Annotated in this window: 10 protein-coding genes; 2 read left to right on the top strand and 8 right to left on the bottom strand. The window is 72.3% G+C overall.

What is annotated here, in order from left to right:
- Nucleotides 1-98 precede the first annotated feature (98 nt).
- The 8 genes from ACZ7DE_RS13335 to ACZ7DE_RS13300 all read right to left on the bottom strand — a co-directional run bounded on the left by ACZ7DE_RS13335 (nucleotide 99) and on the right by ACZ7DE_RS13300 (nucleotide 9,722).
- Nucleotides 99-1,118, bottom strand: a complete 1,020-nt coding sequence (locus ACZ7DE_RS13335; protein WP_470760534.1) for a TIGR03842 family LLM class F420-dependent oxidoreductase — start codon at nucleotides 1,116-1,118, stop codon at nucleotides 99-101.
- A gap of 11 nt (nucleotides 1,119-1,129) precedes the next feature.
- Nucleotides 1,130-2,533 carry a dihydropyrimidinase gene (gene hydA / locus ACZ7DE_RS13330; RefSeq protein WP_470760532.1) on the bottom strand — a complete coding sequence of 468 codons (1,404 nt, stop codon included), beginning with the start codon at nucleotides 2,531-2,533 and terminating at the stop codon, nucleotides 1,130-1,132.
- 94 nt (nucleotides 2,534-2,627) lie between these two features.
- Nucleotides 2,628-3,470: a nitrilase-related carbon-nitrogen hydrolase gene (locus tag ACZ7DE_RS13325; protein ID WP_470760530.1), complete on the bottom strand. Its 843-nt coding sequence runs from the start codon at nucleotides 3,468-3,470 to the stop codon at nucleotides 2,628-2,630.
- 181 nt (nucleotides 3,471-3,651) lie between these two features.
- On the bottom strand, nucleotides 3,652-5,235 hold the full coding sequence (locus ACZ7DE_RS13320; protein ID WP_470760528.1) for a PucR family transcriptional regulator: 1,584 nt from the start codon (nucleotides 5,233-5,235) through the stop codon (nucleotides 3,652-3,654).
- A 29-nt stretch (nucleotides 5,236-5,264) separates the two neighbouring features.
- A complete protein-coding gene (locus ACZ7DE_RS13315) occupies nucleotides 5,265-6,548 on the bottom strand; it encodes an aspartate aminotransferase family protein (protein WP_470760526.1) in 1,284 nt (427 codons plus the stop codon).
- Complete coding sequence (locus ACZ7DE_RS13310) at nucleotides 6,545-7,387, bottom strand: nitrilase-related carbon-nitrogen hydrolase (protein ID WP_470760524.1); 843 nt, start codon at nucleotides 7,385-7,387, stop codon at nucleotides 6,545-6,547. Before ACZ7DE_RS13310 ends, ACZ7DE_RS13315 begins: the two co-directional genes overlap by 4 nt.
- A 181-nt stretch (nucleotides 7,388-7,568) precedes the next feature.
- Nucleotides 7,569-9,326 (bottom strand): hypothetical protein, encoded by a 1,758-nt coding sequence (locus ACZ7DE_RS13305; RefSeq protein WP_470760522.1) that lies wholly within the window; start codon nucleotides 9,324-9,326, stop codon nucleotides 7,569-7,571.
- 144 nt (nucleotides 9,327-9,470) lie between these two features.
- Nucleotides 9,471-9,722: a helix-turn-helix domain-containing protein gene (locus ACZ7DE_RS13300; RefSeq protein WP_470760520.1), complete on the bottom strand. Its 252-nt coding sequence runs from the start codon at nucleotides 9,720-9,722 to the stop codon at nucleotides 9,471-9,473.
- Nucleotides 9,723-9,754: 32 nt separating this feature from the next.
- Here ACZ7DE_RS13300 and map point away from each other — a divergent pair, with 32 nt between their 5' ends.
- Both map and ACZ7DE_RS13290 read left to right on the top strand, forming a co-directional pair.
- Nucleotides 9,755-10,525 carry a type I methionyl aminopeptidase gene (gene map / locus ACZ7DE_RS13295; RefSeq protein ID WP_470760519.1) on the top strand — a complete coding sequence of 257 codons (771 nt, stop codon included), beginning with the start codon at nucleotides 9,755-9,757 and terminating at the stop codon, nucleotides 10,523-10,525.
- A gap of 206 nt (nucleotides 10,526-10,731) precedes the next feature.
- Nucleotides 10,732-13,290, top strand: coding sequence for an ATP-dependent Clp protease ATP-binding subunit (locus ACZ7DE_RS13290; RefSeq protein WP_470760518.1), 2,559 nt, complete (start codon nucleotides 10,732-10,734; stop codon nucleotides 13,288-13,290).
- Nucleotides 13,291-13,292: the final 2 nt, after the last annotated feature.

Genomic DNA, 13,292 nt, shown 5'->3' with positions numbered 1-13,292 from the left:
TCCCCGGACGGTGGAGGAGGGGAGAACTGGAGTGGGGGGATGGGGAGTCGAGCTGCTCCTGGGACGGGCGGGGCGGGCCTTCCTGGGACGGCCGCGCGTCAGCCGTTGAGGGCCGGGATCACCGTCGTGCCGTACGCGTCGATGGTGGCCTCCTGCGCGTCGTGCATGTCGTAGACGGCGAACTGGTCGACGCCCAGCTCACGCAGCGCGGTCAGCTTCTCGATGTGCTTCTCGGCCGGTCCGATGAGGCAGAACCGGTCGACGATCTCGTCGGGCACGAAGGCGGTGTCGGGGTTGTCGGCGCGCCCGTGGTGGGAGTAGTCGTAGCCCTCGCGGGCCTTGATGTAGTCGGTGAGCTCGTCCGGCACCGCGGCGGAGTGCTCGCCGTACTTGGACACGAGGTCGGCGACGTGGTTGCCGACCATGCCGCCGAACCAGCGGCACTGCTCACGGGCGTGGGCGAGCGCCTCGGGCGAGTCGTCCTCGGTGACGTACGCCGGGGCCGCGACGCAGATCTTCACCTCGGCGGGGTCGCGGCCGGCCGCCACGGCGGCGTCCTTGACGGACTTCACCATGAACTCGGTGAGGTAGAGGTCGGCCAGCTGGAGGATGAATCCGTCGGCCTCCTCGCCGGTCATCTTCAGCGCCTTGGGCCCGTAGGCGGCCATCCAGACCGGCAGCCGCGCGTCCTCCTTGATCCAGGGGAACCTGACGACCGTGCCGCCGAGGTCGGCCTCCTGGCCGGAGCCGAGCGCGCGGATGACCTTCATGGCCTGGCTGATCCGGGCGAGCGTGTTCGGGGGGCGGCCCGCGACGCGCATCGCGGAGTCGCCGCGGCCGATGCCGCACACGGTGCGGTTGCCGAACATGTCGTTGAGGGTGGCGAAGGTGGAGGCGGTGACCTCCCAGGTGCGGGTCCCGGGGTTCGTCACCATCGGACCGATGGTCAACGTGCTGGTGTTCGCCAGGATCTGACTGTAGATCACGAACGGTTCCTGCCAGAGCACGGCGGAGTCGAAGGTCCAGCCGTGGGTGAAGCCGTTGCGCTCGGCGCGCTGCATCAGGCTGACGACCTTCGAGGCCGGCGGGTCGGTCTGCAGGACGAGTCCGAAGTCCATGTGCGCTGCTCCTAGTTGAGGTACTGGCAGGTGGAGCGCGGGGTGTAGACGCCGTGACCGGCGTGTCCGGTGTACTCCCGCTCGGTGATGACGAGTTCGCCGCGCGACAGGACCGTCTCGACGCGGCCGGTGAGGCGCTTGCCCTCGTACGCCGAGTAGTCGACGTTCATGTGGTGGGTCTCGGCGGAGACGATCTGCTCGGCGTGCGGGTCGTAGATCACGACGTCGGCGTCGGCGCCCGGGGCGATGGTGCCCTTCTTGGGGTACATGCCGAACATCCGGGCCGGGGTGGCGCAGGCGATCTCGATCCAGCGGCGGCGGCTGATGTGACCGTCGACGACGGCCTGGTGGAGCAGGTCCATGCGGTTCTCGACGCCCGGCAGACCGTTGGGGATCTTCGAGAAGTCGCCCCGGCCGAGCTCCTTCTGGCCCACGAAGCAGAAGGGGCAGTGGTCGGTGGAGACGACCTGGAGGTCGTTCGTGCGCAGCCCCTGCCACAGTTTGGCCTGGTGCTCCCTGGGCCGCAGCGGTGTGCTGCACACGTACTTGGAGCCCTCGAAGTCGGGCTCGGCGAGGTTGTCCGTCGACAGGAACAGATACTGCGGACACGTCTCACCGAAGACGTTCAGTCCCTCGTCGCGCGCCCGGGCCAGTTCCGCGACCGCTTCCATCGCCGATACGTGGACCACGTACAGCGGCGCCCCGGCGACCTGCGCGAGCCTGATGGCGCGGTGGGTGGCCTCGGCCTCCAGGAGGGCCTTGCGGACCTCGCCGTGGTACCTCGGGTCCGTCTCGCCGCGCGCCAGGGCCTGTTCGACCAGGACGTCGATGGCGATGCCGTTCTCCGCGTGCATCATGATCAGTCCGCCGTTCTCGGCGGAGCGCTGCATGGCCCGCAGGATCTGGCCGTCGTCGCTGTAGAAGACGCCCGGATAGGCCATGAACTGCTTGAAGGAGGTGACGCCCTCCTCCACCAGCAGGTCCATCTCCTTGAGCGTGTCCTGGTTCACGTCGGAGACGATCATGTGGAAGCCGTAGTCGATCGCGCAGTTGCCCTCGGCCTTGGCGTGCCAGGCGTCCAGGCCCTCGCGCAGGCTGTGCCCCACGCTCTGCACGGCGAAGTCGACGATGGTCGTCGTGCCGCCCCAGGCGGCGGCCCGGGTGCCGGTCTCGAAGGTGTCGGAGGCGAAGGTGCCGCCGAACGGCAGCTCCATGTGGGTGTGGACGTCGACCCCGCCCGGGATGACGTACTTCCCGGTCGCGTCGATGACCCGCTCGGCACTCCAGGCCTCGGCGGCCGTGGTGCCGGTAGCGGCGAGGGCGGCGACACGGCCGTCCTCGATCAGGACGTCGGCATGGATCTCGTCGGACGCGGTGATGACGAGGCCACCCCGGATGACGGTACGGCTGCTCATACTCCCTCTCCTGCCGTGTTCAACACTGAGGTCGTGCCTGGGGGGTGCCGCCGGTCCGGCCCCCGTGCACCGGACCGGCGTCGGCTGCGGCCGGCTACGGAGCGGTCAGCGGGGGGTAGGCGTCGGGACGGCGGTCCCGGTAGAACTGCCAGCGGTCGCGGACCTCGCGCAGCTTGGCCATGTCCAGGTCGCGGACGACGAGTTCGCTCTCCTTGTCGCTGGCCACCTCGCCGACGAACTGGGCCTCCGGGTCCACGAAGTACGAGGTCCCGTAGAAGTCGTTGTCGCCGAGTTCCTCGACGCCCACGCGGTTGATCGCACCGACGAAGTACTCGTTGGCGACGGCGGCCGCCGGCTGCTCCAGCTGCCACAGGTAGGCCGACAGCCCGCGCGAGGTCGCCGAGGGGTTGAAGACGATCTCGGCGCCCTCCAGCCCCAGCGCCCGCCACCCTTCCGGGAAGTGGCGGTCGTAACAGATGTAGACGCCGATCCTGCCGACGGCCGTGTCGAACACCGGCCAGCCGACGTTCCCCGGGCGGAAGTAGAACTTCTCCCAGAAGCCCTTCACCTGCGGGATGTGGTGCTTGCGGTACTTGCCGAGGTACGAGCCGTCCGCGTCGATGACGGCGGCGGTGTTGTAGAGGACGCCCGGCTGCTCCTCCTCGTACATCGGCAGCACCAGGACGATGCCGTGCTCCGCGGCGAGCGCCTGGAAACGCCTGACGATCGGCCCGTCGGGGATCTGCTCGGCGTACTCGTAGAACTGCGGGTCCTGGACCTGGCAGAAGTACGGTCCGTAGAACAGCTCCTGGAAACACAGGACCTGAGCACCCTGGGCGGCCGCGTCGCGGACCGCCTGCTCGTGCACCTGGATCATCGATTCCTTGTCGCCGGTCCAGGCCGTCTGGAAGACGGCGGCACGGATCACTCTGCTCATCGGGACCTCCGGTCGCTCGGTGTACGAGGAGCCTAGGAAGCCGACCGGCCCGCTTAGAGTTGCACGCTGTCACGCCTGAGGCCGTCCGGCGTGCCACCGTGTCACGTCTTCGCCGACCCATGTTTCACCACCGTTTTCCCAGGTCGTTCCATGTTTCCGGGCGGTTGCCCGGCCCGCGCCGTCAGCCCTGTTGCGCGTCGTGCGCGAGGAGCGCTATGTGCACCGAGGCGGCCTGCTCGAAGTCGTCGAGGTCCACGCCCAGGCGGCCCTCTATGGCCTCCAGCCGCCGGTACAGCGCGGGCCGCGAGACGTGGTGGAGCTGCGCGGTGCGGGACTTGTTGCGGCCGGTGGCCAGGTAGGTGCGCAGAACGGCGAGCAGGTCGTCGCCGGCCGCGCACAGCAGTCCGTCGAGCTCCCGCTCCGCGAACGACTGCACATGCGGGTCGTCCCGCAGCAGCCGGATCAGGCCGCGCAGGTGGACGTCCTTGAGACGGACGACGGCCGGGAGGTCGAGGGCGGCGGAGGAGTCGGCCACGGCGTCCGCGACGTGCTGGGCCTCGCGCAGCCCGGCGGGCACGTCGTCCCAGACGATGCGCGGGTCGGCCGCCGCGACCGCGGTGCGGGTCTGCCCCGACTCGGTGCGCAGCCGCGCGGCGAAGTGGGCGGCGAGCGCCTCGGCGTCCTGGTCCCGGGCGAGGCTGAGCAGCACGGCGGTGGCCCCGTCGGCGAGCTCGGCGACCAGTCCCGGAAGCCCCAGCAGCCTGAGCACCCGGTCGAGGCGGGCCGGATCGCCGTCCCGCACGACGAGCGGCACGAAGGTGCGCCGGTTGACGGGCAGGCCCGCCGCCCGGGCCCGGGGCAGCAGCTGGCGGGCCGGCACGACGCCGGAGATCAGGTCGGTGAGCAGACTCTGCGCGGACTGCTCCTCCCAGGTGTGGGCGGAGGCGCCGCCGAGCATGCGGTGCAGGACGAGGGCCTCGGCGGCCCGGTCGGCGAGCAGCCGCCCGCCCGCGGTGTCGCCGCGATGACCGCAGAGCATGATCTGCCCCCACCGTTCGCCGCGTCCGCCGAGCTCGGCGCGGATCCAGCCGTCGCCCTCGCTGCCGCCGGCCTGGCGGGCGATGCGCTCCCAGTCCCGCAGCACGTCGTCGACCGCCGACCGCTCCCCCGCCGTCGCCAGGACCCGGTGGGCGAGGTTGGTGACGACGACGGGACAGGCGGCGTGCTGGGCGATCACGTCGAGCAGCAGCTGCAGGGGGGCGCCCGCGGTGATCAGTCCCGTCAGCGCGGTCCGCACGGCCTCGGACAGGCTGACGGCGGCGAACTTGCGCCGTACCAGCCGGGACTGGACCTCCTCGGTCAACTCGGCGAAGGGGAACGGCCGATGGAGCACCACCATGGGCAGCCCGCACCGCTCGGCAGCGCGCCGCATGACGTCCGGCGGGGCGGGGAAGGCCCGGCCCAGGCCCAGCACCACGGCGGCGGCCTCCGCCCGGTGCAGGGACTGGATGTACTCGGTCTGCGCGTCCTCGTCCCCGGCGAGCAGGACTCCGGTGGTGAGGACCATCTCACCGCCGCTGAGCATCACGCCGACGTCGGGCGCCTCGGCGACGTGCACCCAGCGCACCGGCCGGTCGAGGTGGCCCGCGCCGGCCACCACCTCCGGCTCGCCGGCCAGCACCCTTTCCAGGGACAGGACCTGACGGACCGACAGGGCGGGTTCCAGCGGCTCCACGGGCCCCCAGGGCTCCAAGGCGATGGTCATGGCGATGTGTTCCCTTGCTCAGGCCTGCGCTACTGCGTGCTCCTCAGCGCGCTTTCGAGGATCGCGGCGCCCTCCTCGGCCTCCGCCACGGTCAGGGACAGCGGCGGGGCGATGCGCAGGGCGCTGGTGTCGTGGCCGCCGCCCTTGCCGATCAGCAGACCCTCGGTGCGGGCGGCCTCCAGGACGGCGGCCGCACGGTCCGGGTCGGCCAGGTCGGTGCCGGGCCGGGTCATCTCGACGCCGATCATCAGCCCGCGCCCGCGTACCTCCCGTACCCCCCGGTCCTGCGCGGCGACGGCCCGCAGTCGCTCGATGAGCAGCCCGCCGACCCGCCGGGCGTTGCCCTGGAGATCGTGTTCCAGCAGGTAGGACAGGTTGGCCAGGCCGGCCGCCATGGTGACCTGGGTGCCGCCGAAGGTGGAGATGCTGTTGGCGTCCAGGCAGTTCATGATCTCGGAGCGGGCGATGACACCGCCGATGGACATGCCGTTGCCGATGCCCTTGGCGAAGGTGACGATGTCCGGCGGACCGTTGCGCGCGTGCGCCTGCCAGCCCCAGAAGTGCTCGCCGGTGCGGCCCCAGCCGGTCTGCACCTCGTCGGCGATCCACAGGATCCCGTGCGCGTCCAGCACCTCGCGGAACGCCGCGTACAGCCCGTCCGGCGGCGAGGTGAAGCCGCCGACGCCCTGGACGGGCTCGGCGATCAGGGCGGCGGGCGCCCGGGTGTGTCCGAGCAGGTCCTTCAGGTCGGCGACGCAGGCCTCGACGAAGGCGGCGTCGTCGAGGTCGGCGAAGGGACCGCGTCCCCGCACCCCGCCGTGCACGTACAGCGTCTGCAGCGGGGACAGCGAGGTGGGCGACCAGCCGCGGTTGCCGGTGATCCCCACCGCGCTGAAGGAACGGCCGTGGTAACTGTTGCGCATCGCCAGGACGGTGTTGCTGCGCCGGTAGGTCGTGGCGAGCAGCAGCGCCGTGTCGTTGGCCTCGGTGCCGGAGGTGGTGAAGAAGACGCGCGCGTCGGGGATGCCGCTGACGTGGGCGATGCGCTCGGCGAGCTCCACCATGGGCCGGTTCAGGTAGAGCGTCGACGAGTGGATGATCCGTCCGGCCTGCTCGCTCACCGCCTTGGTCACCTCGGGCAGCGCGTGCGCGGTCATCGTGGTGAGGATGCCGCCGAAGAAGTCGAGGTACTTGTTGCCCTCGGCGTCCCACACGTGGCGGCCCTCGCCGTGGGTGATCTCCAGCGGGTCCTGGTAGTAGAGGGCGAGCCAGTCCGGCAGGACCCTGCGATGGCGGGCGTGGAGTTCGCTCACGGCTGCACCAGCCCGTCGTAGGCGTCGGGGCGGCGGTCCCGGTAGAAGGCCCACTGCTGACGGACCTGATCGACCAGGTCGAAGTCCAGGTCGCGGACCACGAGTTCCTCGTCCTTGTCGCTCGCGACGTCGCCGACGAACTGCCCGCGCGGGTCCACGAAGTAGGACGTGCCGTAGAAGTCGTTGTCGCCGTACTCCTCGACGCCGACCCGGTTGATCGCGGCGACGAAGTACTCGTTGGCGACCGCGGCGGCGGGCTGCTCCAGCTGCCAGAGGTGGGCGGAGAGGCCGCGGTGGGTGGCGGACGGGTTGTAGACCAGCTGGGCGCCGTTGAGACCGAGTTGCCGCCAGCCCTCCGGGAAGTGGCGGTCGTAGCAGATGTAGACGCCGACCCTGCCGACGGCCGTCTCGAAGACGGGCCAGCCGATGTTGCCGGGCTTGAAGTAGTACTTCTCCCAGAAACCCTTCACCTGCGGGATGTGGTGCTTGCGGTACTTGCCGAGGTAGGAACCGTCCGCGTCGATCACGGCGGCGGTGTTGTAGTAGAAGCCGGACTGCTCGACCTCGAAGACCGGCACGACGACCACCATGCCCGTCTCGCGCGCGAGCGCCTGCATACGACGCACGGTGGGCCCGTCGGGGACGGGCTCGGCCCAGCGGTAGTGCTCCGGCTCCTGGACCTGGCAGAAGTAGGGAGCGTTGAAGACCTCCTGGAAACCGATGATCTTCGCGCCCCGGCGGGCCGCCTCGCGGGCGTGCTCCTCGTGTTTCGCCACCATGGACTCGGTGTCGCCGGTCCAGGTGGCCTGGACCAGTGCGGCACGTACGACGTTGGCCATGAGCTGCTCCTTCGACGGGACGTCAGAGCCTCTACGCCCGTAGACGAAGGTCGTAGAGGGACGAACGTAAGCCTCCGGGACGGGCTTGCCAAGACCATCGTCGTTAACCCGCGGAGTCGATCGCGTTTCACACTCCTGTGGGTGAGTCGCACGCGTCCGGCGTAATGGGGCGCGGTCCGGCTCAGGCGGTGAAGCCGGCGACCCTGAGCGCGTGCACCAGGTCCCAGCGGCGTTCCTCGGAGACGGTGCGGGCCGCCTGCAGCAGCAGCGGGACGAGGGTCTGCGGGTCCGGGGCGGCGCTGCGGGCGGCCTCCTCCGGGGTGCGGACCCGGACGTAGGCGTCGAGCAGCGCGCGGGCCTCGCGCAGCCTGCCGTCCCCCACCAGGGCGAGGACGGCCTGCCCGATCTCGGCGGCGGGCCGGGCGACGCCCTGGCGCAGGATCTGCTCGCCGTCGGCGGTGCGGCCCACGGCGACCAGGGCGTCGGCCGCGGCGACCAACCGGTCGGAGGGGAGGGAGGCGGCCTCCCAGAGCAGGGTGGTCCAGTCGGCGCTGAGCCCTGTGCGCTGCAGTTCGGCCGCGAGCAGCGGGATGCGGGCCGCGGGCCAGTAGGCGAGTTCCACCAGCAGGGCGTGCGCCTCACCGCTGCGGCCCTCGGCACGCAGCCGCACCAGGTGCTCCACCGCCTCGACGGTCTCCCGCCGGGCGGCGGGGTCCAGCGGCTCGCGCTGCGGCTCGGCGGGCCGCTCCACGCGCTCGGCGTCGGCTCCGGCGAAGCGGGCGCCGCGCAGGGTGCGGCGCGCGGGCGCGGCCGGCGCGGGCGCCGACGGTTCGACGACGGGCGGTACGACGACGGGCGTCGCGTCCTCCTCCTCGGCCATGCCCGCGAAGCGGGCGCCGCCGCGGCGGCGCTTGCGCTGCTTGGACACGGGCGCCGGGGCGGGTGCGGCCTCCTCCGGCGCCGGTCGAGAGGCGGACTCGGCGGCCGAGGGGACCTCCACGGCGAACACGTCGACCGTGTGCCGCCCCGCCCCGGCCTCCGCAGCCTGGAACCCGGCCCCGGCGTCGAATCCGGCGGCCGGCTGCCCGGCGCGCCCGGAGCCCGCACCGCCCCCGCCACCGCCCCCATGGTTGAAGAAGTCGCCCCCGGACCCCCCGCCGAAGGTGTCACTCCGGGAACCCGTCCCGGACCCCGCATCCCCGTACCCGGCCCGAGGACGACCCGTGTCGTGTGCGGTCCCTGCGCTCGGCTGTCGGGAGTGTCCAGAGGTGGCACCGGGGCCGGGCCCGGCGCCGAAGACGTCGTCACCGGGGCCCGTCGGGGACTCCGGAGTCCCGTGTCCGGCCCGGGTGTCGTGGCTCGCGGGGGCGTGGTGTCCGGTTGCGGCTGTCGTCGGCCGGCGGGTGGGCCCGGGGTCGGCGCCGGGGGCCGGGAGGCGGTCCAAATGGGCCATGCGGTAACGGAGTTCGGCGCACCGTGCGGTGGCCCGTTCGTGGTCGTCGCGGGCCCAGGCGAGGTCGAGGCGGATGGCGTCGGCCTGCTCGTGGGTGGTCGCGGAGGTGAGCCGGCGGCCCAGGTCGGTCAGCCGTTCGGCGGCGTAGCGCTGTTCGCGGAGCATGACGTCCAGCCGGTCCCCGAGGGCGTCGCGGCCGCCGGGCCGGGCGTCGTGGGCGGCGAGTGCGGCGGCGTGCAGGGGCCGGACCCGGTCCGCCTCCCGTGCGGCGGCCTCGGCGCCGTGGTCGGCGGCGAGGTCCTGGAGCACCGCCTCCACCACGTCCCAGGGCGGCACCTCACGTCCGTCGAGGCAGGCCTGCATACCGTCGGGGTCGCGCTGCCAGAACACCGCACACCAGCCGGCCCCCTGGTCGAGGCGCGCCAGAAGTCCGTTCAGGTAGTTCAAGAACTCCCGTACCCGGCCCGGGAGTTGATCCACAGTCATCCCTCGACTCCCGCCCCGACCGGAACACTCCGGTTCGTAGAAAACACCAGTTGTGTTACAGCGGGGCTACGGGGAGTTTTCGAAGCGGACCCGGTGACAGGATGGCCAGATCTCGACCGGCCCCCGCACGGCGGGCCCCGACGATCAGGCGGGGGCGAGCGCGCACAGCCCCGCCAGCTCGTCCATGGACAGGCCGAGGACGCGGGCGAGCGCGGCGACGGTGAAGAACGCCGGGGTCGGCGCGCGTCCGGTCTCGATCTTGCGAAGGGTCTCGGCGGAGATGCCCGCGCTCGCCGCGATCTCGGTCATGCTCCGGCCGCCGCGGGCCTCGCGCAGCAGTCGTCCGAGCCGCTCGCCGCGCTCGCGCTCTTCGGGGGTCAAGGGGGTACGCACCATGAGACCATTCTAATACCGGTATAGTAATTGGAATGGTGGAGCTGAAGACAGACACATCGATCGACGCCATGTACGAGGCCGGCCAGGTCGTCGCACGGGCCCTGACGGCCGTGCGCAACGCCGCCGAGGTGGGCGTCTCCCTGCTGGAGCTGGACGAGGTGGCCCACGACGTGCTGCGGGAGGCGGGGGCGACGTCGCCCTTCCTCGGCTACCGCCCGTCCTTCGCGCCGACGCCCTTCCCCGCGGTGATCTGCGCGTCCGTGAACGACGCGATCGTGCACGGCATCCCGACCGGCTACCGGCTGCGCGACGGCGACCTGGTCTCGATCGACTGCGGCGCGGAGCGCGACGGCTGGGTGGGCGACTCCGCGATCAGCTTCACCGTGGGCCGGGCCCGGCCGGCGGACGTCCGGCTGATCGAGACCGCCGAGCGCGCCCTCGCGGCCGGCGTCGGGGCGGCGGTCGTCGGCAACCGCGTCGGCGACATCGGGCACGCCATCGGAACGGTGTGCCGGTCGGCCGGCTACGGGATCATGGACGACTTCGGGGGCCACGGCGTGGGCCGCCACATGCACGAGGACCCCGCGATCCCGAACGAGGGCCGCCCCGGCCGGGGCCTGCCGCTGCGCCACGGCATGGTCATCGCGATCGAGCCGATGCTGATCGCGGGCGGCGAGGACGACTACCACGTCGCTCCCGACGGCTGGACCCTGCGCACGAACGACGGCTCGAGAGCGGCCCACACGGAGCACACGGTGGCGATCACCGAGAGCGGACCGAGGGTGCTGACGCAGAGGCGGTAGACGGACCGGCCCGGGGCGCGCGGCCGGACCGATCCGCGGCCGCGCCACGCGGGGTGGGCGAGCGAGCGCAGCCGCCGGGCCGCGGCCGCCGCCGGCCCGGCGGCGTTCCTGCGCATGCCCCCGGTGAGCGACCGTGCGAAGGTGGGTGTATCCGCCCCAGCCGAGGGCGCCCGGCAGCGCAACGCACGTCCATCGAACGGAACGCCATGACCAGCGGCTTCAACGGCCCGGAGGGCTACGGCGACTACGGAGACCCCTTCGGCGAGTTCCTGGCCCGTTTCTTCGGCGGGCCCCGTCCCGGCCCCCGGCAGATCAACATAGGCCAGCTCCTCAGTCAGCCCGCGAGGGACCTCGTGCGGGGCGCCGCCCAGTACGCGGTCGAGCACGGCAGCCGGGACCTGGACACCGAGCACCTGCTGCGCGCGGCTCTCACGGCGGAGCCGACCCGCACCCTGCTCAGCCGGGCGGGCGCCGACCCCGACTCCCTGGCGACGGAGATCGACGAACGCTCGGGGCCGGTCCAGCACCCGCCGGGCGAGACGCCGCCGCCCACCTCGCTGTCGCTGACACCGGCCGCCAAACGCGCCCTGCTGGACGCGCACGACCTGGCCCGCTCCCGCGGCGCGGGGCACATCGGCCCGGAGCACGTGCTCAGCGCCCTCGCCTCGAACCCGGACTCCGCGGCCGGGCACATCCTCAACGCGGCCCGCTTCGCCTCGACGGGCATGCCGCCCGAGCCCGCGGACACCTCGGCGGGGGCCCGCGCGGCGGACCGGCAGCGGTCCACCGGCACGCCCACTCTGGACAACTACGGGCGCGATCTCACCGAACTGGCCCGCCAGGGCCGGATCGACCCCGTGATCGGGCGGGACGACGAGATCGAGCAGACCATCGAGGTCCTGTCCCGTCGCGGCAAGAACAACCCGGTGCTGATCGGCGACGCGGGGGTCGGCAAGACCGCCATCGTGGAGGGACTGGCCCAGCGGATCGCGGACGGCGATGTCCCCGACGTGCTCGTCGCGCGGCGCGTGGTCGCCCTGGACCTGACGGGCGTGGTCGCGGGCACCCGCTACCGCGGCGACTTCGAGGAGCGGCTGAACACCATCGTCGACGAGATCCGCTCCCACTCCGACCGGCTGATCGTCTTCATCGACGAACTGCACACGGTCGTCGGCGCGGGCGGAGGCGGCGAAGGCGGCTCGATGGACGCCGGCAACATCCTCAAGCCGGCGCTGGCGCGCGGCGAGCTGCACGTGGTGGGCGCGACCACGCTGGAGGAGTACCGGCGGATCGAGAAGGACGCCGCGCTCGCCCGCCGTTTCCAGCCGATCCTCGTCCCGGAGCCGTCCGTCGCGGACGCGCTGGAGATCCTGCGCGGACTGCGCGACCGGTACGAGGCCCACCACCAGGTCCGCTACACCGACGAGGCCCTCCACGCGGCGGTGGAACTGTCCGACCGCTATCTCACCGACCGCCGCCTGCCCGACAAGGCGATCGACCTGATCGACCAGGCGGGCGCCCGGGTGCGGCTCGGCGCCCGCACGAAGGGCACCGACGTACGGGCCATGGAGCGCGAGGTGGAGCAGCTCGCGCGTGACAAGGACCAGGCGGCCGCGGACGAGCAGTACGAGGAGGCCACCCGGCTGCGGGACCGGATCGTCGAGTTGCGGCAGCGCATCGCGGAGGCGAGCGGCGAGGAGGCGGCCGACGAGGGCCGGCATCTCGAGGTCACCGCGGAGGCGATCGCCGAGGTGGTGTCCCGGCAGACCGGCATCCCGGTCGCGAGCCTCACGCAGGAGGAGAAGGACCGGCTGCTAGGCCTCGAGGAACACCTGCACGAGCGGGTCGTCGGCCAGGAGGAGGCCGTGCGGGTCGTCGCGGACGCGGTGCTGCGCTCGCGTGCGGGGCTCGCCAGCCCGGACCGGCCGATCGGCGGCTTCCTGTTCCTCGGCCCGACCGGCGTGGGCAAGACGGAACTGGCCCGCGCGCTCGCCGAGGTGCTGTTCGGCAGCGAGGAGCGCATGGTCCGTCTCGACATGAGCGAGTACCAGGAACGGCACACCGTCAGCCGCCTGGTGGGCGCCCCGCCCGGCTACGTCGGCCACGAGGAGGCGGGACAGCTGACGGAGGTCGTCCGCCGGCACCCCTACTCCCTGCTCCTGCTGGACGAGGTGGAGAAGGCGCACCCGGACGTCTTCAACATCCTGCTGCAGGTCCTCGACGACGGGCGGCTCACCGACTCCCAGGGCCGCACGGTGGACTTCACCAACACGGTCATCGTGATGACCAGCAACCTGGGCTCGGAGGCGATCACCCGGCGCGGCGCCGGCATCGGCTTCGGCCCGGGCGGCGCGGACGCCGACGAGGAGGCGCGGCGCGAGCAGATCCTGCGCCCGTTGCGCGAGCACTTCCGGCCGGAGTTCCTCAACCGGATCGACGAGATCGTCGTCTTCCGCCAGCTCACGAGCGAGCAACTGCGGCAGATCACCGACCTGTTGCTGGAGAGGACGCGCCGGCTGGTGCAGGCGCAGGGCATCACGGCCGAGTTCACCGGTGCGGCCGTCGACTGGCTCGCCGAGCGCGGCTACCAGCCCGAGTACGGGGCCCGGCCGCTGCGCCGCACGATCCAGCGCGAGGTCGACAACCAGCTCTCCCGGCTGCTGCTCGACGGGCGGGTCGCGCAGGGCGACCGGATCACGGTGGACGTCGAGGACGGGCGGCTCGCGTTCCGTACGCAGCCGCCCGTCCCCACCGCCGAGCTCTGAGC

The sequence above is a fragment of the Streptomyces sp. NPDC037083 genome, from assembly GCF_055606485.1.
The sequence above is the reverse complement of the archived record's forward strand: the minus strand, read 5'-3'. Positions and strand labels throughout refer to the sequence as shown.